We start from the raw sequence: 25,643 nt of genomic DNA on the forward strand, positions 1-25,643 counted from the left end.
TATAAGGTTTATCGTTGGCTTTTGCCAACTATTTTATGTTCATGGAAGTTAACTGTTTAGCAGGATCGTTTTTTCAGGCGGGCGGAATTTTTCTATCCATTCACCTCCCCATCAACTTACTCTTCACAACCACCTCTATCACTTCATCGCGCAGGTTCCGGCTAATGGGAATGTTATGCTGTTGAATGCGGATATCGTTGCCATCGATGCTGTCGATCTTTGCAATAGCCACCAGGTAAGATTTGTGCACCCTTAAAAATTGTCCATTGTCGAGGTAGGTTTCCACGGTTTTCAGTGGCAGCAGCGTCATGAATTTAGTATGGCCGGTATAGATCATTACATAATTCTGCAATGCCTGCACAAACAAAATTTCCCCGATCTGGATCTTCTCATACTTGTTTTCACATTTGATAAATACATAATCCGGTGCGGGCGTTACCGCGCTTTCGATCTTTTGATTCTTTAATATATAGTAGTCTTTTGCTTTGTTGGTAGCTTTTACAAACCGGGTAAAGGTGATCGGTTTTAACAGGTAATCTATTACGTCTAACTGAAAACCTTCAATGGCATAATCGGAATAAGCGGTGGTGAGAATGACCATGGGCAGACTGGTCCTTATTTTCAAAAAATCGAGGCCCGTCATGAACGGCATCTGGATGTCGAGGAAAATAAGGTCAACGGGTTGGCTTTCCAGCAGGTTGTTCAGTTCAAGCGGGTTTTGGGCAACAGCCACCAGCTCGAGGTAATCGATCACCCCCACATACTTTGCCAACCCTTCCGCAGAGAGGGGTTCGTCATCCGTTATGATACATTTCAGTTTCATGCCAAATCAATTTTCAATGCTACTTTAAAACTGGAAGGTTCCTGTCCGATACAGAGCTCATGTTTACCCGGGTATACCAGGTTCAACCGGCGCCGCACATTCGCAAGGCCGATCCCCGATACAGCCGGCAGATCGTCTACGCCTCCATTTATGCTGTTCTCTATATTCATTACCAGCATCCGTTGGTCTGTTACAGACAGATGCATTTTGATAAAGTGTTGTCTTGTTCTGCCTTTCGACAAATGTTTGAATGCATTCTCTACAAAGGGAAGCAGCATAAAAGGGGCAATATAACTATTATGCACCGTTGAATGATTGATCTCGAAAGAAAGATCCGTTTGGTTTTCATGCAGCCGGAGCGATTCCAGTTCAATAAAATTTTCGAGGAACGTGAGCTCTTTGTTCAATGGAATTTCCTTTTCGTTACACTCATACAACTGGTAACGAAGCATTTCAGAAAACGAGGCCAGTGATTCCGATGCCAGGTCGGGGTTTTTGTGAATGAGCACAAAGATCGAATTGATGGTATTGAACAGGAAGTGCGGATTGATCTGTGATTTCAGGTATTTCAATTCCGTTTCCAGGTTTTCTTTTTCCAGCACCAGTCTTTTCTTTTCTGTGTTCAGCCAGTTCTTGCCCAGTTTTACGCTCATGGCCAGTGTCATGGCTGCGGCGGTCGATGGCAAACACATGATTGAAAATATGGTCAGAAACTGATCGGGGCGTTTCCCGAATAATTCGGTGAATGTTTTGTGTGAGGTATATGCGTTTAAATAATAACCCAGCGTAATGAGTGCGGCGCAAACCAGTACGGTGATTATTACAAGAAAGATATAGGTTTTGTACCGGCCGGGATAGAGAAACTTCGGAATGAGGTAATAGAGATTGAAATAAGCGCCGGCCGCCTGGAAAATAATATACCCGATGAATTTTACCGGCGTCTCATTCTGGAACAGGTAAAAGAACATGTCTTTAAAACTACCTACATTCAGGAACATCCACAGTAGATGATAGGCGATCCAGAAAGGAATGTGGTACAGTCGGTATTTGATTATCCAGTTGCGCATAAAATTGAATCTGTCCTTTGCTCCCTGAAAATAACCGGAAAATGGATCAAAGTGCACCTGAAATTGATGTTCTGTAAAAATGGGGTGACGAATGGGAGGGGCGCCCGTTATTACAGATCGTCATGCTGCCGGTACAGGTGGTCAATTACCCGGTGTAGAGCAGAAAAAGAGGGTTTTATTTGGGAAATACCAACCATGAAGCATTTCCTGATGATCATATTCGTTTTTGACGTAACATCCGCCGCGGCGCAGTTGAGCGGCAAAGCAGACACCAGTAAAGGCAAGCGGGTAGCAGTAATGGGCGAAGTAGTGGTGACGGCTAAACAGGAGTTGATAAAGCATACGCCCGGCGGTAAGGTCTTCAATGTACAGGCCAGCCTTTTAACAAAAGGAAGCAATGCCCTGCAGGTGCTGGAGCGGTTACCGGGTATAATGACCGACAGAAGAAATAATCAATTCAGCCTGAACGGGCAGGCGGGTGTTACGGTGTTATTCAACGGAAGAAGAGTAAACCTTTCGATGGAAGAATTAATGAATTTACTGGAGAGCACGGTGGCGGATAATATCGATAGAATTGAACTTATCACCGCGCCGGATGCCAAATACGATGCGGACGGAAGCGGCGGCATCATCAATATCATATTTAAGAAAAGCGAACAGGAAGGCACCAGGGTGAATACTTCGGCTACTGCAGGGTATGGGTATCGCGGCAAAGCAGTTACGTCGGTTGCGGTATCGCATGGCTTTAAAAATGCCAGTTTGTATGGTTCTTATTCCTGGCTGCACGATGGCGTTCGGTCGGGATTTATGGGAAGTGGAACCAATGAAGACCTGCTCTATGATGGAAGTGCTTTTGCCATCTTTTCCGGCATCTCGCGCCGGTTCCAGCATACGCATAATGTGAGGTTGGCCGGGGATGTACGGGCTGGTGCCAAAACCACGGTTGGCGCAGACCTGGCATTCTCGGCGAACAAAAGCGATAACCTCACGAATACCGGTGATACCTGGGAATATGATAGCGGTGATTACCTGCGGTATGCGGCGCTTTCGGAAGGGAATAACCGGCGGCACAATCTTAACGCTTCCGTTTATACGAAGCATAAGCTTTCGGCTAATTCGCAATTGAATTTCGATGCCAGCTATCTCTACTATGATAACGATAACCCGGCAATAATAAACGGACAATATTTTGACCGGGACGGAAATCTTACTGTGCCGGGCAATCCAAATTTTACCAGCGGCAACCGGGGTGAGAGTTTTTCCGGTATAGAAGCGTTGACCTTTACAGTGGACCTAACCAACAAATGGGGGAAAAAAGTGGAAGCTGAATTTGGCGGCAAAGGCAGTATGGCGGAAAACAGCAACGACAGCAGGGTAGAGCGGCTGGTGAACGGTCAATGGGTGATAGATCCGCGGTCGCAGTCGGTAGTGAACAGCAATGAAATTATAGGCGCATTATATAGCCAGTTCCGGTATTTATTGAATGCGAAAGCAAGCGTACAAATCGGTTTGCGATATGAATACTGGCGCCGGGAGATAGACCAGTACAAGGAGCCATTTGTTATTGGAAAACTCTTTCCTAATGTTTTATATAAGCAGACATTCACCAATGGCAGTACCCTGTCGGTAGGCTATAACCGCCGGGTGAGCCGGCCGGCGTATACCGACCTGGTGTCGAATCTTTTTTACAATGACCCTACGTTTGTGTTTTCCGGGAATCCCTTACTGAAACCCACCATCTCAAACATTGTTAAAGCCGAATTCAACCGGCAGCGGCTGAACGTTTCCCTGTCGTACCAGGATGACCGGCACCCGGTGTTACGTTACCAGATCACGAGCAATGACACGAAGGAAATAGGGATCTCTTCTCCCCAAAACCTCGACTATCAAAAGAATGTCAACCTGGCCGTTAATTATTCCCTGCAGCCGGTCCGTTGGTGGAAAATAGCAGCGGGCAGTACTACCGCGCTGCGCCATTACAGGGTGAGTTACAGTTTACAACCTGCGGAAAAAACATTTGTGTTCCAGCGCCTGAATGGTAATCAGCAATTTCAATTGCCGTGGGGGATGGAGGCGGAGTTGAACGGCTGGTATAATTTTCGTTTCTATGAAGGCACCAATATCATCAATGGATTTGGGGTAGTTAATTTTGCGCTGGCTAAAAAACTGAAGAACGACAAAGGCAGCTTTCAGCTGTCGCTGCCCGATCTGTTTCGCTCTTTCCGGGTGCACACACATATTGGCGGCATGACCGCTATTGCATTTAACATCGATACGCACGCTACGTGGCGGGATGAAACCGCCTTTTACCGTGTAATTAAGCTAACTTATACCCGAAGTTTCGGTAAAAGCAGTATCCGAACGGCCACCAGGAACAGCAGGAGCGAGGAGGCTGAGCGGATCCAGTAGGATGTTGCTGTTTTCAGAGATTGGAATAGTAGTACTTATATTCAGACGCTGATTTTTTTACGCCATTGCTATAGCTTACACTATGACTTGATAACAATTTGTAGTTTGAGTGAAATGGCATTATAACAAGGTTCCCGCGCATAGTGGGATCATATGCTGAATGGGATTCAGAGCTGAGTTCCCACACGTTTTTCGACAGGTTCCAGTTGTAATAATTACTCGTGATCATATTATGCAGGCTGTCGTATACACATTCATGTTTTGATTTACTGGTCAGCTCTTTCGTTGTCCAGCTATAGTTTGTACTTATTTCCGCGGTCACATTGCCTGCCTTATCATATACATACGAATTGTTACCGGTTGTGAAATATGCAGCCGTTTTGGAATCGAAGAAGTAGTATTTTTCTTCTGTTCTTTTGCCGGAAGTATTATAAAGATATTCATGCTTTTGATTTTTCTCCCAGGTCTTGCTTTTCGCATCCCAGGTATGCTGAATACCGTTGATCTCGTGCCATTTCTGATTGAAATATATATCTTTTTTAAAATTGGGTTGCCAGTCTTTGGCTACCCGGTCCCAGAAATAAAAAACGCTATGCAAGACCTTGTTTTTATGATCGTATTGATATACATCCCTGTTATTTGGCCTCTTTTCCTGTGAACCGTATGACCAGCTGTAGGATGTTTTTTCGATCAAACTATCATGTTGATCATATTTGAATTCGACCATACTTCTTTCATTCCACTCATTAGTTTTCTCTTCTTCCCAACTATTATTTCTGCTATAACTAGTATAGGCAGCATATTTTCCCGTGTTTTTCAGATAGGAATATACGGTCTTACCTTTAAGGCGCCAGTCGAACATTTTATTTCTGAATTCATATTCGTATATAACGGTATCGCGGCCTAAGGCATCGTGCTCTTTTAAGTACTTAGTACCCCGCCATTCTTCTACTTTTTCATAGCCATTGTCATAGAGTATACTCTCTATCGGGGCATTTAAGGAATCGTACAAATAAAATGTTTTATCAATATGATTGACAACAGATTCCTGTCCCAGTTCTTTATAAAACAGGGTTTCGGTTTGGATGATACTATCTAACCTTTGTTTGGGGGCGGTAGTTACCTGTACTTTGAGAGATTTTACCTGCGCAAAGCTGCTGAATCCCATCAGCAGTGATAAATATAGTGTGCAATATTTCATAAGGTGGTACAAAGGTACACGAGAAAGGCAATAATCATAATATAGATGCGATATTTAAAATGGTAACTTCGAAAAATTGTGTGATTTATTATGAAAAGGCTCCTTTATGCAGCGGCAACAATTTACCGGCTCTATGAAAAACAGAGAACAGGGATACCCCATTTTAGAATGATAGCGACCGTGATATTCCTTTTGATGTTACACTTAACCCATATTGGATTGATATTCGATATTCCTTCCTATTGGGTGTTTCCGTGGAGTTCAGAAAGTACAAAAACTATTCAATGGTTGAATGGAGGTGTATATTTTGGGATCTTATTTATTATGGGCCATTTAGTATTCAACAGGAAAAAGATCGATGCTATAGAGGTGAGTGAAAAAAGCATCAACCGGGCAAAGATAGTGTTACCGGTATATTTTGTTTTGTCGATCCTGTTGATGGGTGTTTTATTGATTAAAAGGGCGATTGAAATGGGTAAGATACACTAGGAACATCGTTGATAATTACTACGAAACGGGGTTTTACAGAACGCCAGACTATGTGCCCCGGAAACCATCGTTTTGTAATCCCTGCAGTTTTTTCCGGCCGGCAATGAAATAAATGTTCGTGATTGCATCAGTGTGCGGGTTAATATCAAAGACCTGGCAACCTACCAGTTTGCCGCCCTTATAGAAAAGGGCTGCCGGCGAATTGTTCACGTCTTTAAATGCTATATCCAATTTATTCAGGTAGCGTTCATAAGAACGAACAAGCAGCTGCGCGACGGCGTTACTACCCACCGTAATTTCCACCGCCTTACCGGCTTTTCCGCCGCCGCCGGCGTGGGTTATAATATTGTCTGACAACATTTTTTCAAGCTTCTTCACATCCCCGCTTTTAATGACATCGACGTATTTGTGCAATAATTTTTTGGAGGTGCTGCCTGTATGGCTGCTGCCGCGTGACCGTATTGGATGAGAGGAGTGTGCCCGACGATACCTATGAAGAAGCGGCCAGGCATTTTACGGAAAAGGAACTGATAGACCTGACGATGGCCGTCGGATTTATTAATGTTGCCAATCGCCTTAATATCGCGTTTGAGACTCCTGTAGAAGACTATAATGTGGGGCAGGTGGTTGATAAATTAGCTCAAACTGCTTAATTGACGAGGTGATCATCAAAGTATAGAAGAAGGCCTCTGGAAATTTCGGGAGGCCTTTTGTTGCGTTGGGTGGTGGGTTGAAACGCGCGAAAAGATAGCTGCCAGCGTGAGTATAAAAGACCAGGAAATAGCCGGCTTTCGGGGGAATGTTACAGTTTTGGGGGATACTAAGTAACTGTGAGGGAGCGGTACAAAAATGCCTGTATACCGGTGTGTCTTTAGGGCTAAAACCAGTATACAAGAATTAATCAGAATCAATTTATTTTAAGAATCCTTAAAATCTTTCACTTTAATATAAAAAATTTATATTTTAAAGCATTAACCTGTCCGACTAATCTTTTACTGTCAACTAACCTAAACCCATGCCCCCTAAAATTGAAAAAGGTCTGCTAAGTCTTGCAAAGAAGGCTTTGGCGGTGATAACAGCGTCTGTAAGCTCATTACTTACAGCTAACGGTAGTCCAATAATAAGTGATGCTAATTTTAGCTCGGTTAAAGAAGAGGACATAGAGAAATTTCGGCTTAAAGTCTTAAAACCGCAATTGGTCTTAAAGCAAAATCCGAATAATTTATCGGAGCCTTTTCTGTCAATGCATACGTCTCATCGATCACATAGTTCCCACAGGTCCCACAGTTCTCACGTTTCATCATCTTCTTCGCGCCATTATTCGCATGCTTCGCATTCATCCCATGCTTCGCACTATTCATCTGTTCCGTCTTATTCTCCCAGCAATTCTGTGCCATACACAGCTCCATCAACTACAAGTTCAGGATCTTATGACAGGAATACTGTGGTTTCCAGCAAACAATCGACATCCGCAGTTCCATACAGAACACTTGATGTAGGTTGTGAAGGAAAGGATGTAGAAGCCCTCCAGGTGTTATTGGGGAAGTTAAAGTATGATGTTTTTCCTTCTGGTTATTACACTCAAAAGACAAGGCTGGCAGTACTTCAGTATCAAAAAGACAACAAACTTACAGCAGATGGAAAGGTATATATCAGTACGTATAAGATGATTCAGAGAAAGGTCTCAGCCTCTACATTTCCGAACAGAGTTTTAGAAGTAGGCTGTGAAGGAAAGGATGTCGATTCTGTCCAGGTTTTATTAAGGAAGCTCAAGTATGATGTTTACCCTACGGGTTACTTCACTGAAATGACAAAACAGGCTGTAGTTCAGTTTCAAAAAGACAATCAACTTACGCAGGATGGAAAGGTAGACGTCAGAACGTTTGAGTTAATTCAAAAAAAATACAATGAACTACGATTTAAATAACGGATCGCTTATAATAAAGGTTGACAAAAATATTTATTCTGAGGATGTGTTGTATAAGTGCTTATACTGGTATACCAACAAATACACTGTTTTCATTGAAACTAAGGATGATCACTACTATTCTGTATCAATTAAATTAGCCAATGATTTAAGTGTTAACGAAGAAACTGCAAAGCAATTAAATGAGCAGATATTACGCGATCTGATTGATTTTAAACTTCGGGATATCATAACCAAGGAAACTCAAACAGTGCGTGAGTTAATTGTGGCAAAAGCATTTGCAAATTTTCAGATTGATCCTCAGTATGATTTCGATATTTCTGATCCGGTAGGGTTTAATCCAGACAATGTATGAATAATCCGTTGAAACCAGCCTTAGACAAAAAAACAAGAAAATTTAAGGAATACAATTCCTACAACCTCCAGTCAAATAATTATTATTTACTTCCATTCCGGTTCATTCGGTTGGATGAGCAAAATGAACTATTAGTTAATGAAGTGGGAGACTTTTTAATAGTTTCTTCGGGGACGGTTGAAAGGATCGTTAACAAAAAGTTAGATAAAATATCAGACGAAGAGCTGTACGCAGATTTAATTGCAGCTTTTTTTATTAGCGAAACTCCGATACCAGCACTTTTAGACGTTATATCTACCAGGTATAGAACTAAAAAGTCGTTTCTGGACCATTTTACAGCGCTGCACATTTTCGTTATTTCTTTGCGTTGTGAGCATACATGCCATTATTGCCAGGTATCCAGGGTTAGTGAGAATAAAAAAGCCTTTGATATGCAACGGCACCATATTGACAAAGGCATTGACTTAATGATGAAGTCTCCCAATCCGCACATAACTATGGAGTTTCAGGGTGGTGAGGCGTTGCTTGCTTTTGAAAACATAACGTATGCGGTAATACAGGCTAAAGAAAAGGCCATGTTATTGAATAAAAAGATTTCATTTGTTATTTGTACAAATTTAGCTGTTATAACAGATGAAATGCTCAAGTTTTGTAAGGAACATGAGATCCTCATCTCCAGTTCTCTGGATGGACCTTCATTTATTCATAACAAAAACCGTCATCGGAATGGAAACAATAGCTATGAGTTAGCCGTAAAAGGTATAGAAGAGTCGCGACAAGTATTGGGTTTTGACCGCGTATCTGCATTATTGACTACCACCAACTTGTCCTTACTATACCCACATGAGATCGTAGACGAATATTACAAGCTCGGATTTCGAAACATCTTTCTTCGGCCAATTAGTCCCTATGGTTTTGCAAATTATAACGAAAGAAAGAACCACTACAAAACGAGTGAATTTTTGGACTTCTATAAGAAAGCATTAGACAAAATAATTGAACTCAATTTAAGGGGGGAATTTTTCCGTGAAGATTACGCTGCTATAATTCTTAGAAAAATACTTACGCCTTTTCCGGTTGGTTATGTTGATTTACAATCTCCTGCAGGCATGATAAATAGTGTTATCGTATTTAATTATGATGGGAAAGTTTACGCCACCGATGAAGCACGAATGTTAGCTGAAACGAAAGATTATACGTTTGAACTTGGTTCATTAGACACACATAGTTATGAAGAATTGTTTTATGGGGATAAGGCAAGATTCTTTTCCGATGCCTGGACAAATGAAAGCTTGCCCGGGTGCTCAGAATGCGCTTTGCAATCATATTGTGGTGCAGATCCTGTTTTCAATTATGCGACACAGGGCACTTTTATTGGCCATAGGCCCACCAGTTCCTTTTGCGAACGAAATATGGCAATAATTAAACATTTATTCCTCTTAATGGAAAAAGATGCGAGAATAAAAACCATTTTTAGAACCTGGATAACAGGAAATAACTGATATGCTATTAAAAACAAGAGGTACCCCATTTCTTATTGAAAAGCCAATAGTGTCTTCTGTTACCCGAAATCCTTACGATGCCGGTTCTGGCCGTATTTTAATAGCTGAATACACATTGCCATCGGTTAGTATTGCTGACTTTCGCGCTATATTGACGGCACTTCCAATAAATACGCACCAGGTTGATAAACCTTCAGTTTATTCAGTTGGAACTTTTGATCATTTGGTGGAAGGCGATATCGTTGTGATAAACACCGATGGAACAATAAACACTTTATATCGTATCAATTCATATCAAAACTTTCTTCTTTTTACTGAGAGATGTAATAGTAATTGTTTGATGTGCTCACAACCTCCTAAAGATAGAGATGATACCGGTTATCTGTTTGATATATACAATCAATTAATTCCTTTAATTCCGAAGGATTGCATTGAACTTGGAATTACCGGCGGGGAGCCAACGCTTTTAGGCGCCCGGTATTTTTCGTTGCTGGAACAAATCAAATGCCATCTTCCCGATACGGAAATTCATTGTCTCACTAATGGACGGTCTTTCGCCTCTCGCCATTTCTCAGAACAATTGGAAAAATTAGATTTGCAACGGCTGATGCTTGGAATACCATTGTATTCTGATTATTACCAAATACATGATTATATCGTGCAGGCGCAAGGAGCTTTTTATCAAACTGTCGAGGGAATATACAATCTGGCATTAAGTAATCAACGCATAGAAGTAAGAATAGTGCTGCATAAGCAATCTCTTCCCCGCCTGGTAAAACTATCAAAATTTATCTATAAGAATCTTCCATTTGTTGAGCATATAGCGTTTATGGGGCTGGAGTTTCAGGGGTATACTCCGCACAACATTAACAATTTATGGATAGACCCCGCCATGTATATGAATGAGTTGGGAGAAGCTGTAGAGTATTTATCGCAAATGGGTATGAACGTTTCAATTTATAATTCTCAACTATGCGTTATGCCAAGGCATCTTTGGAAGTATAATAAGAAATCAATTTCCGACTGGAAGAATATTTACTTATCTAAATGTGAAAAATGCCAGATGATTGAGGCTTGTGGCGGCCTGTTTGCATCCTGTGAAAAGATGCATAGTGAATACATTACACCTTTTATGGAGAGGGTTGAGTTTTAGCACAAATTAACGTTTGACTATTTGTTGTACTTTAAATATTTAAACTTATTGAATTATGGAGCAAACACAATCAATAAAGGATCTTATAATTGATATCGATGAAAAAAAGGTATACCTCCCTGAATTTCAAAGGGATTTTGTTTGGGAAATATCTAAAACATACGATTTATTTGATTCATTAATAAAGGATATATTTATTGGCGCTATAATATTTGGCGTTCCTTCTTTTGATATTGCAATACGTGAAATCGATAATAGAAAAAAAATTGTCAAAGGCAAAAAAAGACCATCGCTTGGAGTTAGAACCATAACAAAAAGAGAGATAGAACAAATTAATAAGGTAGGAGGAAATTTCAGATTAATTTTGGATGGGCAGCAGAGAACTACATCAATATATAGAGCTTTAAAAGGCACCGATGAAGTTTGGTTCATAGCAAAAAATGAAGAGGAAATAGAAACTGGTAATTTCGAAAATGCAAAACTTGAAGCGCTACTTCATGAAATATCTGGTGAACAGGACGCTGAAAGGCTTTCTATTAAACTGTCTGACGTCTGGGATGTTGAAGAAAACGATTACGATGAAGATGAAATCAAAGAAAAGTTATTTTATGCCACAGATTATTATAAAAACTGTTGTGCTGACGAAGGATTTGACGTAAAAGCTGAATTCAAAAAGTTTCGCAACCTAAGAAAAAAAATTGCAGATTTATTCAAGTCTGAAAAGCTTCTTTCATACTATCTATTAGATATGAATCTTGAAAAATTTGTAGTGTTCTTTGAAAGAAGCAATACAAGAGGAGTGCAATTGAACTTTATTGACATTTTAGCAGCAAAACTTTATACCGGTAACTTCAATCTTAAAGAAAAGATAAAAGAGTTTGAAATCCAAAATTCGAACATTGTATTTATTCCCGAAATTATTGTAAGATCGATAGCATTTATAAAAAGCTCGCCAAAAGAGATCAACAGGAATTATATACTCACATCATTAAACGCTGGTGATTTTAAAGATTGGTGGGATAAAGTTTGTAAGCTGTATAAGGTGACAATTGATTTCTTGTATGAAAATAATTTCATAATATCTCAAGACTGGATGCCTTATGACAATATGATAATCCCTCTTATCAACTTCTTAAAGGAAATTGGTGGAGATTTTCATCAAATGAATACTGACCAGAAGCGATTTATCGAATATTGGTATTGGAATTCAGTTTTTTCACTTAGGTATTCAGGATCATCTAATGAAAGAATTATAGAAGATTCTAACATTTTAATTCAGATCGCAAAAGGTAAGAAAATAAATTCTGCAAGCTATTTCAATAAACTATCTAAAATACAGATTCTTTCAGCAGATGATATTTATTCATTTAATAAAAAGGCCAATGCTGTTTATAAAGGGATACTTAATTTGATAAATTATGAGAAATCCGGACTGATCAATTGGAATAATGATTCCAGGCTTTCATTGAATTCAACGTTGGAAGATCATCATATCTATCCAAAGAATTATTTAAGCCAGGCTTTGGGAACAGAAAGCGAAAAAGGTTTAATTGATTGTGTGGCAAACCGCACATTAATTCCGAAAATTCAAAACATTAAAATAAGTGACCAAACTCCCTCTGAGTATCTAAATGAGATCAGAAAAGTAAATCCTGAGATACAAAAATCTTTAGAAAACCATTTAATTACAAGGGAACTTTTGAATGGTGAATATGATAGAGAATTTAGCTTCTTTCTTGATTCGAGAGTAAATTCAATATTTGAGATTGTGAGCAGAAGATTGATACAACCTAAAGAGGCAATCCGTGAAAAGTTTTACGAAGAGATAAAGTATGAGGATACCGCAAATATTAACATATATTGCTCATATAAAGGAAATAAAGCTGAAGCAACATTCAATCCTGCAACAACGAAAATATTTTACAACGGGAAATTATATGATAGTCCAAGCGCCGCTGCACTAGCGGTAAAAATTGACAATGGGGCAACTGATAACCCATCTGAAAATGGTTGGACGTTTTGGAAATACATGGATGAGATCGGAATGGAAAAGAAAATTAATGATCTTAGAGCTGGCACCAAAATCACAAGTTTAACCACGTAAAGGGCTGGTTTTACTTTTCCGAAAGCCATTGCAAACAATACATAACACTAGTATATAAAGCGTATTAAATCCCATTTTGTAAAAACTGTTATCTTATGAAGGAACTACTAACTATTTTGTTATTTTCTGTTACATTTTCTTTTTGTTGCCAGGGACAAAATATGCCTGGGCCGGTATATTTCGATTGGGAAAAAAGCAATGCAGACAGATTTGTAAATAGCCCATGTTATAAGGTCCTAGGATTTAATCCACATAGTGATCCCATAGAACAGGAACGGAGATATACGGATTGTGAAAATGCAAGAAGGAATGAGAAGATCAGTAGCATTTCGATAGGTACCCTGAAAGTGGTGGGAGTAACTGCTTGTGTAATCTTAGGTTTAATTGGATTGGTGACGCCGAGAAGGCGTTATTATTAGTGACGTTACAGAATTAGCCATACCGGTAATAAACAATAAATCAATATGTCTTTCATGTTATTTTGGTAAAAATGTGTTGTTGGAAAATTATATTACGAAAAGACGCCTGGAACTGGCGTCGCAATGGATCAGCACCTATAACGGCAAAAGCCTCGTTCGCGGTTATGCACGTCATTTTTCCGTTGATCTTATTTGTGCCATAATCGAACTGCGCATGCTAGGGCATCATATTTCGGAGGAATACGAGTTGGCTAATAAATGTTCCATTGCTGACCGCCTCCTGCAAAAGAAGAAAAAGGGGAGGCTCGCGCAGCTATTTTCCCGGATGATTCAAGCGACGGAGAATTCGAATTTATTGCGGTTATACCAGCAACGGTGTACCCTACGGCATTCGGCAGGATTAGACAGATAGCCCGGATGAAGAGATCTTCGGTTGGTAATTATGAACATCAAAGGGCAGGAAACTTAGCCTTTCAGTGTCCTGGCACAAATCAGAAGTTTCTTCAGCCATCTTACTACTTGTGCGGTAGCGTGTTGGACGGCTTGTGCAATTACCTAAACCTCTTTTATTTAGAAGCAATGACCTACTTATATACAGCCCGGGCCAGATTTGATAAAGACAATGGTGAAGATGCTATTTCCTGGACCAGCTATATCCAATGAAGTAAGCTTACACAGTTGACTGAACTTGTTTCGGTAGATACGAGCTTAAATGAGATGGTGAATAGGCACCTATATGCATATTGGCTTGTGGTCGCATTGGTCGCCTGCGCCCATTTCGTACAGCCGTTTCAGTATTTTTTCATTGGTTCCGCCATATCTTAGTCCGCCTATACAGGAAACAGCAATGGCGTTGATCGCTCTTTCAATTTCCTCCTCCGTTTCCGGTTGTTTTTTAAAGTAGCAGTGGCCGTAGTCTGCCTGGGAATGGTCTATCAGGTCAGGTGCTTCTGCCTCTGGGGCGCCACAAGAAGTACAAACTCCACACTCTACATAAAAATCTCCCGGGGAATTTTCATATTGACGGTTGGGCATGTATGGTTGCATTTTTTTAAAAATAGCAAATTGGTGGGAATAAGGTAATATTTTTCCGTCATTTTGCATAAGAGAACGTTTTGAAAGGCTGTGGTAAGTAGCGGTTATTGGGGAAAATGTTACATTGAGGTTGGGTGGGGATAGAATTGTATCGCATTTCACTCCGCCCATCGCTAACGCCTTGTTGTAGTAGAGCATGCACAGGTGTCCAATTGTTATACGTTCCGTGGTATCCGCCGCCTCGTCTGATTCAAATAAAATATCAGCCGACATACCATGACACAGCCTGTATTTTATTAACTCGCATGGGAATAAGGAGTATGTGGATAGGAGCTATTGTCATTAGGTACATTAATGTGGGTTAATCCTGTTTAACTTTTATAAGTATAAGAATGGTGGTAACACAGAAGGAATGAAAATGAGATTTCATCCTAAAACAGATATAATAACTGTTCAGAATTAATCGATTGCCTGGGAGTTGAAAAAAGGGAGATAAGTCAGCCCGTTATTAAAAACGACAGGAAAAGAATTATCAGGCACACGATCACAATGGTAGAAAGATCGAAATCCATTTTTTCCTTGTATTTTGTATATCTGTCGTCCTTCATACAATAATTAATTTAACAATGATTGATAGAGATTTTACAGATTTCTAATCAGGGTGGCCTTTTACCGGGTAGGGAGGATTAATTGTAGGAGGTAAAGGTAGTGGAAATGGAGGATGTTGGAAAAATAAATCGCCATGTTGATTGGTGTGTTTGTTACACAAGTATGCAATCTCTTACTTTCTTTAAAATTATTTTTTCGCTTTCATTAACTTAATATATTTCGTTTTTGTTGCCCTGGCCCGATCGTAAGATTTTTGATACATAGTGATTAAGCCATCTTCCAAAACATTTTTAATTTCAATTCCAAAATACTCGTCGTAATCCCTTCTGTCTGGAATTTTTAATAGGGTGTTAGCTGGTTGAAGCAAATGTCTTAAATGAGTTAAGAGATGGTGTATTGTTGAAGAATTTTTTAATTATTTCCAGTCCTTTTGCCAGCTAAGCCGCAAGCAAATACAAATACAGCTGAAGGCTCAAGGTTCGCGAGCCATTTCAGGTTTGCCGTTTCACGTTTCACGTTAAAGCACTTCCTCAATAACATCATACACCTTTTGTAACTCCTCCTCCGTAATACAATACGGCGGCATGATATATACCGTATTACCCAACGGTCGCAGGTACACGCCATGCTCCAATGCTTTTCGGGTGATCTCCAGTCCAACCGCATTCAAATAGCCATCGCGGCCGGTTTCAATTTCAAAGGCCATAATGGTGCCGAGTGACCGAAGGTGCTTTATCTTTCCTGAAAATCGCGTATCAGCTTTCAGTTTTTCTATAAAATGTTTATGCTGTCTACTTATTCTATCGATGCCCGCCTGGCATTCGGGTCGCAGCAACAGGTCCATACTCGCGAGGGCTGCCGCGCAGCCGAGGGGATTCGCAGTAAAGGAATGCCCATGAAAAAATGTCTTCTGCCGGTCGTCATCTACATAGGCACTATGTATTTTGTCAGTACAAGCAGTAACGCCCAGCGCCATGGTGCCGCCGGTCAACCCCTTCGACAAACAAATAATATCCGCCTTTTCTTCTACATACATGCCCGCAAACAATTTTCCGGTTCTGCCAAAACCCGTCATCACCTCATCGGCTATACACAACACGCCATGTGCATGGCATGTCTTTAGTAACTCATTCAACGCGGCAGCTTCATACATATTCATGCCGCCCGCACCCTGTAACAACGGCTCATAAATTATACAGGCGATCTCATCCCACGGTCCGGCATATGATGCGGTACCCGCAACAGGCGGATCGATAAAGATCACTTCAAACAGTTTGTCGTGAAAGGCCAGGTTAAATACCCCGCGCTCGCTCAGGCTCATGGTGCCAAACGTATCGCCATGGTAGCTATGATTAAGCGCAAGGATCTTGTTTCTTTTTTTATCGCCTTTGTTCCACCAGTATTGCAGCGCCATCTTTATACCCACTTCTACCGCGGTGGAACCATTATCTGAATAAAATGCTTTTGCAAAATTCCCGGGCAGTATCTCCAGCAGCCGCTCGGCCAGCCGTACCGCCGGCTCATGCGTGAAGCCCGCAAAGATCACCTGCTCCAACATTTTCGCCTGTTCGTAGATCTTTTCGGCGATATAGGCATTGGCATGTCCATGGATGGTTACCCACCAGCTGCTGATGGCATCTATGTAGGCCTTGCCATCAGCAGCTATAATATAGGTTCCATCTCCCTTCACCACCGGTATTTGCACCGGCATCGATTTCTGTGGCGTATACGGGTGCCACACTACCTGTTTATCTCTTTCGATAAGTGATGTTGCCATAAGGAGGGCAAAGGTAGGGGGGAGCGACTTTTTTGGGAAAAAAGTTTCATTGGTATGGGGTAAAGCTTGTGTGGGCTTCGTTATTCAATACGGAATAGTAATTAGGAATTGGGAATCAGGGATTCGGACGCGGCGCAAGCGTCGGAAATAAACATAAAACTCGCGAGTCCATTCACGATTGCCGATTGCCGGTTCACGACATATAACCAACTAACTCAGTTAATCTGATCTAAATGAGAAAATTACTCCTGTTATTTGTGGCGGCATGGCTGTGCTGTAACGGGCTCGTTGCCCAGACCGGCGCGGGCAGCACCACTTCAAAAGTGCCTGTAAGCCGTAACCCCGAACCACTTATCACCGTGCTGAAAAAGATCCATCAGCTGTACAACATCAATTGTTTGTACGAAGAAAAGGTGGTGACTGGCAGGTACACACAGCTTACCCGGCAAATGCAGAAAGAAAAAGACCCCGAAAAATTATTACGCACCCTGCTGGCGCCGCTTGAGCTCGATGTGGTAAAACTCGACGACAAAAACTTCAGTATCATCTCTCTTCGTAAAACAACCGCTACCATTTTGCCGGCCGATAATCTGCCGCGCTCTTTACCCACAGCCAACATCGTTTCTCCCGCTGCTTCCTATACCAGTTACCAAACCGCTTCACCTGCTGCCGACACCATCATCAGGGGCCGCATTCTCGATGAAAAAGGCGAACCGCTGGCCGCCACCACTGTAATGATAAAGGGCACCAAACTCGGCACCACTACCGATAAATTCGGGATGTTCACCCTGAAGGTGCCGGCCAGTGCAAAAACGCTGGTGATAGATCACGTTGGTTATAAAAACACGGAAGTGCCCATAGACAGGAACAACGCTTTGACCATAAAAATGGCCCTGTTGAACAAGGCCATGGAAGATGTGATCGTTACGGGGCTCTATACCCGTAAAGTGGAAAGTTTTACCGGCGCCGCTACCGTTTTCTCCGGCACGCAACTGAAAACCATCGGTAACCAGAACGTGATCCAGAGCCTGAAAACGCTCGACCCGGCCTTCCTCGTCATCGATAACAATTTACTGGGTTCGAACCCCAACGCATTGCCCAACCTCGAGATCAGAGGTAAAACCAGTATCATCGGCATTCGCGATGGCAATACGCAGGACCCCAACCAGCCGCTGTTCATTCTCGATGGTTTCGAAACCAACCTGCGCACGGTAATGGACCTCGATATGAACCGCGTGGCCAGTGTCACCATTCTGAAAGACGCGGCTTCTACCGCCCTGTACGGTTCGCGCGCCTCGAACGGGGTAGTGGTCATTGAAACAAAACGTCCCAAAGTAGGCAAACTGAACCTGGCCTTCAATTATGATAATACCATCTCCATGCCCGACCTTACCGACTATAACCTGATGAACGCTGCTGAGAAGCTCGAGTTCGAACGGTTGTCGGGCAAATACACTTCGCTGCCTAACAATTTATTCAACCCCCAGATCCAGGTGGAGCTCGATCAGCAATACAATGCCAAACTGAACAATGTGCTGCGCGGCGTCAATACCTACTGGATGAGCGAACCTTTACGCGTGGGCATGAACAACAACTACTCGTTGTATGTTGATGGGGGCGACAAAAACGTCACCTATGGCCTCGGCGCCAAATACGGCAAAGTGAACGGGGTTATGAAGGGTTCGGGCCGTTCTATCGGCAACGCCAATATCGACCTCGCTTACCGGAATGCAAAATGGAATATTGCGAGCAAATTCTTTTTGTCGACCTATTCGGCCGATGAGTCGCCCTATGGTTCCTTCTCCGGTTTTTCAAGGGCCAATCCGTATTACGAGAAAACCAGTCTCAAATACCTGGAGCTCTCCGACAGCCAGGGCGGCCCCGATAACATAGCCATTAACCCCCTGTACGAGGCATCGCTTGGCAACACCAATAAAGAAAAACAGATCAGCCTGCGCGAACAACTGGTGATCAATTTTATGCCTACGCCTTCGCTGAAACTCGAAGCGCGGGGTGCGGTTACCAAAGACCAAACCGAAACCGAGATCTTCAGATCGCCTTTAAGCGCTTATTTCGATACGGTGTCTATTTACGAACGGGGTTCCTTCAAACATGCGCGGCTCGATTACTTTTTTTACGAAGGTTACCTGCAGGCCAGTTATGGTAAAATATTTAATTCGGTTCATGAACTGAACATTGTGCCCGGTTTCAAGATCGCCGGCAGAAAAACCACCAGCGATGAATATACCGTTGTTGGTTTTCCCGAGGGCGTGGTTACCTCGCCGGCATTCGGCTCTTCTTATCCCTCTACCGGCAAACCTTCCTATACAAGGGCCATCAACCGTGAGATGAGCGCTTTCTTCAACGCACATTATGGTTACCGGTCGAAATACCTGGCCGATTTCAATTACCGTAAGGACGGTTCTTCGGTCTTTGGTTCGAACCGCCGCTTTACCGATACCTGGACGGTAGGCCTGGCCTGGAACCTGCACAATGAGAACTTCTTCAAACAATATCCCTGGTTCAACCAGTTTAAACTAAGGGCCAGCATCGGCAATCCCGGTAACCAGAATTTCAGCGCTTATAATTCCTACACCACCTACGATTACATTCTCGGCGTAATAAATCAATACGGACAGGGAGCGTTGGTTGACCGCTACGGCAATCCCGATCTGCAATGGCAGCAAACGCTGGAGAAGAACATCGGCGCAGATATCAATATGTTCAAAAACCGCTTAAGCCTGCGGGTAAGTTATTACAATAAGGAAACCGACCCGCTGGTGGTAACGGTTGACAATGCCGCTTCAACCGGTGAAAGACAATATACTACCAATGTAGGCACACAAATAACGAAGGGGTTTGAATTTCAGGCGTCCACAACCGTTATCAGCAAGCCACAACAACGCATCTATTGGCGCTTCAATGTACAGGGCGCTACCATCAGGGCGAAATTCGACAATTTTGGCGCCGCCCTGGAATCGCTGAACAAACAAAACCAAAACAACAAGAACCTGCAACGGTATTACGATGGCCGCAGTCCCGACGACCTGTGGGCGGTGCACTCACTGGGCATAGACCCTGCCACCGGCAGGGAAGTATTTCTTACCAAAACCGGCGAGCCCAGCTTTACCTATAATTCGCGTGATGTGGTGGTGGTGGGCAATTCAAGACCCGATGTGATCGGCGTGGTGGGAACCAGTATCCAGTTCAAAGGCCTTACCGTAAACCTGAATATGCGGTACAGCCTCGGCGGCGATCAGTTCAATGAAGCGTTGTTCAATAAGGTGGAGAACATCACCACGCCGGGTTTGTTGAAGAACCAGGATAAACGTGCGCTGTACGACCGCTGGAGAAAAGCCGGCGATATTTCTTCTTTCAAAAGAATACAACTTAACGACGGCTGGGTAGCGCTTGGCCAGGGCGCCGCCGACCCAACGGAACCTTCTTCGCGTTTTGTACAAAAGAACAATTTCATTACCGGTGAATCGATCAATGTAAGCTACCAGTTCAATAACGAATGGGTATCGAAGTTAGGGTTGAGCAACCTGTCGGTAAGCGGGTATATGAACGATATTTTCCGCATTGCATCTATCAAAGATGAACGCGGCATCGATTACCCGTTTGCACGCAGCGTGTCATTTTCCCTGAGAGCGAACTTCTAACCAAAACAGCACCTAAAAAATGAAACAAGCATCATACATCATATTGATAGCGCTTTTTGCGGGACTGGGTTCCTGTAAAAAATTCCTCGATGTAAAACCGGAAGACAGTATACTGGAAGATGATCTGTACAGTAAAGAGACCGGTTTTCAGAGCGCCCTGAATGGCGTATACATGGGGCTTACCGACCCATCGCTGTACGGCGGATCGATGACCATGGAGATGGTAGAGATCCTGGCCCAACGGTATAATTGCCTCGGCACAAATCCCGGCAACAAGTACAATGCACTGGCTTCTTACGATTATGCCAACGCCAGGGTGGTGCCCCAACTGGCCAATACCTGGTTCAATATGTACGAGCTTATCGCCAACATAAACACCATGCTTCCTGAAATGGAAGAACGCAAGGCGGTATTCACCGGCATCAACTATGAACTGATGAAAGGGGAGGCGCTGGCATTGCGGGCTTTCCTGCATTACGATGTATTCAGGTTGTTCGGCGCCGTTTATAAAAATGATTCCGTTGTTTCAAAACGGGTGCCGTATTACACGGTGCGAACAAGTACGCCCGGAGAACTGCTTACCGGTAAAGAGGTGATTGAAAAAGTGCTGACCGACCTCGAAGAAGCAGAAAAATACCTTGAGAAAGCGGACCCCATTATTACCAATGGAAAGGCTGGGACGGGACCGGCCATCTTTACAACCGGCCGCCACCTGCGTATGAACTACTATGCGGTAAAACTGTTGCAGGCGCGGGTGCTGTTACACGCCAACAGGCATGAAGATGCGCTGGCTGCGGCGAAGGTGGTTATTGATAAACAGGCGGCCTGGTTCCCTTTTGTGACCATCGGCGAAGTGACCAATCCCAGGAATCCCGATCGCATCTTTTCGAATGAACTGGTTTTTGCGGTACAGCATTTTGGGATAGCCAATAGTTATGGAAGATATTTTATCCCGAACCTGCCCGACTCGGGTATTCTCGCCCCGGTGCAAACGAAACTCGATAAAGTGTATGAAGCCAGCACCAATGATTACCGGTATTTATCATACACATGGGCGATACCCAATGACGGCACCAAATCATTCAAATGTTTTTATAAATACGCACCCCCGGCCGATACGGCCGCGCGCCAGTTCAATATTCCTTTGATGCGCGTATCGGAAGCGTATTTTATCGCTGCCGAAGCGTCGACCCTTACCGCCGATAAATTCCAGTACCTGAATGCTATTCGGTCAGCGCGCAACCTCACAACGCCCCTGCCGCTCACCGCCAATTTCAGTACGGAGCTGAGAAAGGAATACCAGAAAGAGTTTTACGGGGAGGGACAATTGTTCTTTTATTACAAACGCAACTATACAACGGCCATAGAGAACGGAAGCGCTTCGGGAAACATTAGCATGAACAATGATAAATACGTGTTGCCGCTGCCCGATATAGAAACATCTGCCCGAAACTAAAAACTACCTGCAATGAAGAAATTAATATCTCATCTGTTTATAGCGGCAGGCGCCCTGCTGTTGTTTTCCTGCGAAAAAAAGTTAGCCACCTATTCGGGGGAGAACAATATTTATTTCAGCAATACATCCGATTCGGCGAAAATAACCTTCGCTTATGATAAGGAAGATAAAAAAGACAGTACGGTTCTGGTGCGGGTATATACAACCGGGCCGCTGGCCGATGTAGACCGACCATTCGAACTCACCATCATCGACAGCATTACCAATGCGCAGGCCGGTGTACACTACACGCTGCTGAATAATGAGCTGGTAGTAAAGGCCGGCCAGCCCTTTGTGAACCTGGCGTTCAAACTGAACCGGCTGCCCGAAATGATAACGACAACCTATTACATCAATATGGTGCTGGAACCGAATGATAATTTCACTACCAATTATACCTGGGAATGGGTGAACCTGAAGAACAGTACGGTGAAGCAGTTGATGCGGTACACCATCCGCTTTGATGATGTGCTGGCGCAGCCGAAAACCTGGCTGAGCAGTTCTTTTGGCACCTTCTCGCGTAAAAAACTAATTGCGCTTAGTGAATTCTTCGAAATAGAATTGCCCGTTTGGAATATAACCGGCGCCGGCGGTATTTCGGCTGTAATGATGATCACGTACGGAAAAGTATTCCAGCGTTACCTGAACGATGAGGCTGCCAATGGAAATATTATCCTCGATGAAGATGGAACGCCGATGAAAATGGGCCCCGGTTCACAATAGTTATCACCGCAAAAAATTACTGACATGCACCATCGTTTAAAATATATCTCCGTTTATATCCTGGGCGCGCTGTTTTGTATAACCGCAGCCGGCTGCTTTAAGGATAAAGGCAATTACGACTATACCGACATACACCAATTGTATATTGATTCATTTGGGAACAAGGCGGCCCTGTACCTCGATTCGCTGATCGTTAAACCAGCCTTCAACACCAATCTTGATAATAAAATATTAGACGACACGGGCCGCTGGTCGTACCTGTGGACCGCAGCCATTGTGAACCGCGTTGCGTCGAAAGGCGATGTGCCGCTGATCACATTGGGCCGGAACAAAGAGCTGCGCATAAAACTTACCATGCGCCCGGAGAAATATACGCTTTACCTGAAGGTAACCGATAATTATACCGGCAATATGTACAACATGCAATCCACCCTAACGGTAACCACCACCACGCATGAGGGCTGGCTGTTGTGGACCGATGTAAACAATACGGCGCGGCTTGATATGGTTTCCTTTATGCCGGCGCCGCTCACCGATACGTTTATCCTTACCGATCTGCTGAAAAATTACGGCGTACCGGCCATGCATGGGCCGCGGGATATTGCCTATACCCAGGCCAACCAGGGAAATTATGTATATGTTACTGCTGCCGATGGCGGGCACAAACTGGATGCGGATGTTTTTTACTGGCAGGCTTCCTACAACCTGAAATACGAATGCCTGTTCGATTATGGCGCCAATTTTTCGCCCAATTATGTACGCAATAGCGGATCGGGCGGTGGCGGTTACCTGTTGAACTATGGCAGCAATTTTTATTACCAGAACCAGATAACGGCTGCAGGTTATGGTATTCCGGTGAACCGGGTTGCTGGGGAAACGGCCGACTTTGATGCATCGCCACTTATTGGTAAAGCGATCAACTCTTCAAACCCCGGCATTTTATTCGACCGCGTTAAAAAGCGTTTCCTGCGAATGAATGATGGCGCCAGTACCTGTGTGGAACTGCCCGAGCCAACCAGCAATCCTTTGTTTAGTTATAAACCGAATATGGACCTGTTGTATATCACCACCAACCAGGCCAACAGTATTACCTATGCGGTGTTGAAAGACCCGGCAACGGGGAAAACCTGGGTGTATAGTTTTACGCTCACATCCTCTTCGCTGGCGCAAAATTTTGCGCGGGAGTTATCGGGCACGGATATAGACAAAGCGGAATTCTTTGCCGTGAACCCCGAATATGGCTACCTGTTTTACAGTGTGGGCAGCAAGGTGTATGAAGTGGATTATGATAACCCGACGCTAAGTAAACTGGCGGTTGACCTTGGCAGTAAAAAGATCTCGTTGCTGAAATTTCACCAGTTCAGGGCGTATTCCGGTGCAAAGTACCTGCCATTGGGTAAATGCCTGCTGATTGGCAGTTATGACCCGGGATTGCCTGCTGAAAGCTGCGGAACGCTTTCGCAGTATACCGTACCCGGACTGGTGGGCACACCTGTACTCGTACAATCCTATTCTGGCATGGGCAGGATCGTTAGCCTGACCTATCGCGAGCGATAAACAGTTTTTCATGTGACCCCTATGCACTGACCCACCACGGCTGAATCGCCGGGTGGGTTTATTTAACCGCTTACCTGTGAATGATATGAACCGCCTTGTTGTATTGTTATGGTTGTTGACTTGTTGTGCTACCCGTTCGCTGGCGCAGGAGGCTAAGGGGCTTCCGCCGGCAACCTCCTGGAACAGTTTATTGAAACGTGCGGCCGACAATAATAAACCCATCCTGATCCATGTGAGCGCGCAATGGTGCGGCTTTTGCGCCCGGATGGATACAGCAACCTTTTCCGACCCGGATGTTCAGGCACGCCTTTCGCAATACTTTATAACCGCCGCTGCCGATGTAGACAGCACCACGCTGGGGCGGGAGCTTGCCATAAAGTATGCCATCCGGTCGTTCCCCGCTTATGTTGTTTTGAACAGCAGGGGCTACCTGGTGATGCAGGCGTTTGGGTTTAAAAAGAAAGAGGATTTTCTGTCCCTTATACTTGAAGCCCGCAAAGCGGCCGGCCATCAGGCCATAAAAGGCTATTCAAATCAACTCTCGCCCGATTCGTATCAGCCGTTCTACCGCGAGATGTATGATGCCGGTAAAAAACATTATTGCGCGGAAGAAGTGGCGGCGTATCTCAATACGCAGCGCGATCTTTTCAGCGAAGCCAACTGGGTTATCATGGCCGTTTGCAGGCTTACGCCGGCTTACAATGATCATTTTCTAAGTAAAATAGAAAAGTATGCGGCGCTGTATGGCTGGGCGCCGGTAAGAAAGAAATTGTCGGCCGTTTGCAATGAAAAGATCCTGGCCGCCGCCAAAACCGCCAATGAGAAAGAGCTGCAGTATGTGATGGGTCTCGTTAAACAATATTTTGAACCGGCGGATGCGGAACCGGAGCTGGCGAAGCATTTACAGACGTTCTACCTGAATTCGCACCAGCATACCAAGATGCTGCAATTGCTGGAGCATGGAACGGTGGCAGCGGTGCATGCGCCCATGTATGTATATAATATTACGATGCAGACGGATGTGGAGGAGGAGGTGTTGTCGCGTGCCGAAACGCTGATGCGCACGCTGGCGGCGCAAGACCCTTCGTATAATAACCTGTCGGTGCTGGCCCATGTTTTATATACCCGCAATAAAAGCCATGAAGCGTTGACGGTGACGGAGAAAGCGTTGACGGTCGTTGATGTGGAGGATGCTTCTTTTGCGGAGGAACTACGGAGGAATATTCTTGATATTGGTATTCTTTAGCTTGTAGTTCTTTTATTTGAAACTCATAATTATTTGCAGGGCTCGCTATTTTAAGTTTGTGGTTTGTTGTTTGTGGTTCTTTAGTGGCAG

The 25,643-nt window shown here is 43.6% G+C and carries 19 protein-coding genes; 13 read left to right on the top strand and 6 right to left on the bottom strand.

Translation table 11 applies throughout. From position 1 onward, the window contains the following. Positions 1 to 100: 100 nt before the first annotated feature. Entirely contained in the window at positions 101 to 823 is a 723-nt protein-coding gene (locus tag A4R26_RS28080) for a LytR/AlgR family response regulator transcription factor (RefSeq protein ID WP_081169859.1), read from the bottom strand. After that, complete coding sequence (locus A4R26_RS28085) at positions 820 to 1,890, bottom strand: sensor histidine kinase (protein ID WP_081169860.1); 1,071 nt, start codon at positions 1,888 to 1,890, stop codon at positions 820 to 822. The genes A4R26_RS28080 and A4R26_RS28085 overlap by 4 nt, the downstream gene beginning before the upstream one ends. Before the next feature lie 195 nt (positions 1,891 to 2,085). On the opposite strand from A4R26_RS28085, the gene A4R26_RS28090 reads away from it, so the two are divergent. Beyond that, the gene (locus A4R26_RS28090; protein WP_165760442.1) at positions 2,086 to 4,299 is read left to right on the top strand and encodes an outer membrane beta-barrel protein; all 2,214 of its coding nucleotides are present in this window, start codon (positions 2,086 to 2,088) and stop codon (positions 4,297 to 4,299) included. A gap of 13 nt (positions 4,300 to 4,312) precedes the next feature. On the opposite strand, the gene A4R26_RS28095 is transcribed toward A4R26_RS28090, so the two are convergent. Then, positions 4,313 to 5,467 (bottom strand): hypothetical protein, encoded by a 1,155-nt coding sequence (locus A4R26_RS28095; RefSeq protein WP_081169862.1) that lies wholly within the window; start codon positions 5,465 to 5,467, stop codon positions 4,313 to 4,315. Positions 5,468 to 5,695: 228 nt separating this feature from the next. Between A4R26_RS28095 and A4R26_RS28100 the strand changes: the two genes are divergently transcribed. Further along, the gene (locus A4R26_RS28100) at positions 5,696 to 5,989 is read left to right on the top strand and encodes a hypothetical protein (RefSeq protein WP_133054805.1); all 294 of its coding nucleotides are present in this window, start codon (positions 5,696 to 5,698) and stop codon (positions 5,987 to 5,989) included. Between the two features lie 48 nt (positions 5,990 to 6,037). Here A4R26_RS28100 and A4R26_RS28105 read toward each other — a convergent pair whose 3' ends face one another. Continuing rightward, on the bottom strand, positions 6,038 to 6,367 hold the full coding sequence (locus A4R26_RS28105) for a hypothetical protein (protein WP_133054806.1): 330 nt from the start codon (positions 6,365 to 6,367) through the stop codon (positions 6,038 to 6,040). A gap of 83 nt (positions 6,368 to 6,450) precedes the next feature. On the opposite strand from A4R26_RS28105, the gene A4R26_RS28110 reads away from it, so the two are divergent. The 6 genes from A4R26_RS28110 to A4R26_RS28135 all read left to right on the top strand — a co-directional run bounded on the left by A4R26_RS28110 (position 6,451) and on the right by A4R26_RS28135 (position 13,030). After that, positions 6,451 to 6,642: a carboxymuconolactone decarboxylase family protein gene (locus A4R26_RS28110; protein ID WP_133054807.1), complete on the top strand. Its 192-nt coding sequence runs from the start codon at positions 6,451 to 6,453 to the stop codon at positions 6,640 to 6,642. Between the two features lie 737 nt (positions 6,643 to 7,379). Next, entirely contained in the window at positions 7,380 to 7,916 is a 537-nt protein-coding gene (locus A4R26_RS35220) for a peptidoglycan-binding domain-containing protein (protein WP_165760443.1), read from the top strand. Beyond that, positions 7,897 to 8,271, top strand: coding sequence for a His-Xaa-Ser system protein HxsD (hxsD, locus tag A4R26_RS28120; RefSeq protein ID WP_081169867.1), 375 nt, complete (start codon positions 7,897 to 7,899; stop codon positions 8,269 to 8,271). The genes A4R26_RS35220 and hxsD overlap by 20 nt, the downstream gene beginning before the upstream one ends. Next, complete coding sequence (gene hxsB / locus A4R26_RS28125) at positions 8,268 to 9,773, top strand: His-Xaa-Ser system radical SAM maturase HxsB (RefSeq protein ID WP_081169868.1); 1,506 nt, start codon at positions 8,268 to 8,270, stop codon at positions 9,771 to 9,773. Before hxsD ends, hxsB begins: the two co-directional genes overlap by 4 nt. A 1-nt stretch (position 9,774) precedes the next feature. Further along, positions 9,775 to 10,926 (top strand): His-Xaa-Ser system radical SAM maturase HxsC, encoded by a 1,152-nt coding sequence (gene hxsC, locus A4R26_RS28130; RefSeq protein WP_081169869.1) that lies wholly within the window; start codon positions 9,775 to 9,777, stop codon positions 10,924 to 10,926. 55 nt (positions 10,927 to 10,981) lie between these two features. Next, the gene (locus A4R26_RS28135) at positions 10,982 to 13,030 is read left to right on the top strand and encodes a GmrSD restriction endonuclease domain-containing protein (RefSeq protein ID WP_081169870.1); all 2,049 of its coding nucleotides are present in this window, start codon (positions 10,982 to 10,984) and stop codon (positions 13,028 to 13,030) included. 1,151 nt (positions 13,031 to 14,181) lie between these two features. On the opposite strand, the gene A4R26_RS28150 is transcribed toward A4R26_RS28135, so the two are convergent. Beyond that, positions 14,182 to 14,757: a ferredoxin gene (locus A4R26_RS28150; RefSeq protein ID WP_081169873.1), complete on the bottom strand. Its 576-nt coding sequence runs from the start codon at positions 14,755 to 14,757 to the stop codon at positions 14,182 to 14,184. A gap of 853 nt (positions 14,758 to 15,610) precedes the next feature. Beyond that, positions 15,611 to 16,870 (bottom strand): adenosylmethionine--8-amino-7-oxononanoate transaminase, encoded by a 1,260-nt coding sequence (locus tag A4R26_RS28160; RefSeq protein WP_081169875.1) that lies wholly within the window; start codon positions 16,868 to 16,870, stop codon positions 15,611 to 15,613. Between the two features lie 233 nt (positions 16,871 to 17,103). On the opposite strand from A4R26_RS28160, the gene A4R26_RS28165 reads away from it, so the two are divergent. The 5 genes from A4R26_RS28165 to A4R26_RS28185 all read left to right on the top strand — a co-directional run bounded on the left by A4R26_RS28165 (position 17,104) and on the right by A4R26_RS28185 (position 25,553). Then, complete coding sequence (locus A4R26_RS28165) at positions 17,104 to 20,532, top strand: SusC/RagA family TonB-linked outer membrane protein (RefSeq protein WP_081169876.1); 3,429 nt, start codon at positions 17,104 to 17,106, stop codon at positions 20,530 to 20,532. A gap of 19 nt (positions 20,533 to 20,551) precedes the next feature. Beyond that, the gene (locus tag A4R26_RS28170) at positions 20,552 to 21,988 is read left to right on the top strand and encodes a RagB/SusD family nutrient uptake outer membrane protein (RefSeq protein WP_081169877.1); all 1,437 of its coding nucleotides are present in this window, start codon (positions 20,552 to 20,554) and stop codon (positions 21,986 to 21,988) included. 12 nt (positions 21,989 to 22,000) lie between these two features. Further along, positions 22,001 to 22,750: a DUF4843 domain-containing protein gene (locus A4R26_RS28175; RefSeq protein ID WP_081169878.1), complete on the top strand. Its 750-nt coding sequence runs from the start codon at positions 22,001 to 22,003 to the stop codon at positions 22,748 to 22,750. A 24-nt stretch (positions 22,751 to 22,774) separates the two neighbouring features. Then, a complete protein-coding gene (locus A4R26_RS28180; protein WP_081169879.1) occupies positions 22,775 to 24,307 on the top strand; it encodes a PKD-like family lipoprotein in 1,533 nt (510 codons plus the stop codon). An 85-nt stretch (positions 24,308 to 24,392) separates the two neighbouring features. After that, the gene (locus A4R26_RS28185; RefSeq protein ID WP_081169880.1) at positions 24,393 to 25,553 is read left to right on the top strand and encodes a thioredoxin family protein; all 1,161 of its coding nucleotides are present in this window, start codon (positions 24,393 to 24,395) and stop codon (positions 25,551 to 25,553) included. The last annotated feature ends 90 nt before the right edge of the window (positions 25,554 to 25,643 follow it).

Source organism: Niastella populi (genome assembly GCF_002078015.1).
Classification (GTDB): Bacteria; Bacteroidota; Bacteroidia; order Chitinophagales; family Chitinophagaceae; genus Niastella; species Niastella populi.

Excerpts from the sequence above, each read along its gene's own strand:
- A4R26_RS28100 (WP_133054805.1), top strand. The coding sequence starts at position 5,696 with ATGTTACACTTAACCCATATTGGATTGATATTCGATATTCCTTCCTAT.
- A4R26_RS28085 (WP_081169860.1), bottom strand. The coding sequence starts at position 1,890 with ATGCGCAACTGGATAATCAAATACCGACTGTACCACATTCCTTTCTGG.
- A4R26_RS28135 (WP_081169870.1), top strand. The coding sequence starts at position 10,982 with ATGGAGCAAACACAATCAATAAAGGATCTTATAATTGATATCGATGAA.
- hxsB (WP_081169868.1), top strand. The coding sequence starts at position 8,268 with ATGAATAATCCGTTGAAACCAGCCTTAGACAAAAAAACAAGAAAATTT.
- A4R26_RS28180 (WP_081169879.1), top strand. The coding sequence starts at position 22,775 with ATGCACCATCGTTTAAAATATATCTCCGTTTATATCCTGGGCGCGCTG.
- A4R26_RS28095 (WP_081169862.1), bottom strand. The coding sequence starts at position 5,467 with ATGGGATTCAGCAGCTTTGCGCAGGTAAAATCTCTCAAAGTACAGGTA.
- A4R26_RS28080 (WP_081169859.1), bottom strand. The coding sequence starts at position 823 with ATGAAACTGAAATGTATCATAACGGATGACGAACCCCTCTCTGCGGAA.
- A4R26_RS28090 (WP_165760442.1), top strand. The coding sequence starts at position 2,086 with ATGAAGCATTTCCTGATGATCATATTCGTTTTTGACGTAACATCCGCC.
- A4R26_RS28160 (WP_081169875.1), bottom strand. The coding sequence starts at position 16,870 with ATGGCAACATCACTTATCGAAAGAGATAAACAGGTAGTGTGGCACCCG.
- A4R26_RS28170 (WP_081169877.1), top strand. The coding sequence starts at position 20,552 with ATGAAACAAGCATCATACATCATATTGATAGCGCTTTTTGCGGGACTG.
- A4R26_RS28185 (WP_081169880.1), top strand. The coding sequence starts at position 24,393 with ATGAACCGCCTTGTTGTATTGTTATGGTTGTTGACTTGTTGTGCTACC.
- A4R26_RS28165 (WP_081169876.1), top strand. The coding sequence starts at position 17,104 with ATGAGAAAATTACTCCTGTTATTTGTGGCGGCATGGCTGTGCTGTAAC.
- A4R26_RS28175 (WP_081169878.1), top strand. The coding sequence starts at position 22,001 with ATGAAGAAATTAATATCTCATCTGTTTATAGCGGCAGGCGCCCTGCTG.
- hxsD (WP_081169867.1), top strand. The coding sequence starts at position 7,897 with ATGAACTACGATTTAAATAACGGATCGCTTATAATAAAGGTTGACAAA.
- A4R26_RS28150 (WP_081169873.1), bottom strand. The coding sequence starts at position 14,757 with ATGTCGGCTGATATTTTATTTGAATCAGACGAGGCGGCGGATACCACG.
- hxsC (WP_081169869.1), top strand. The coding sequence starts at position 9,775 with ATGCTATTAAAAACAAGAGGTACCCCATTTCTTATTGAAAAGCCAATA.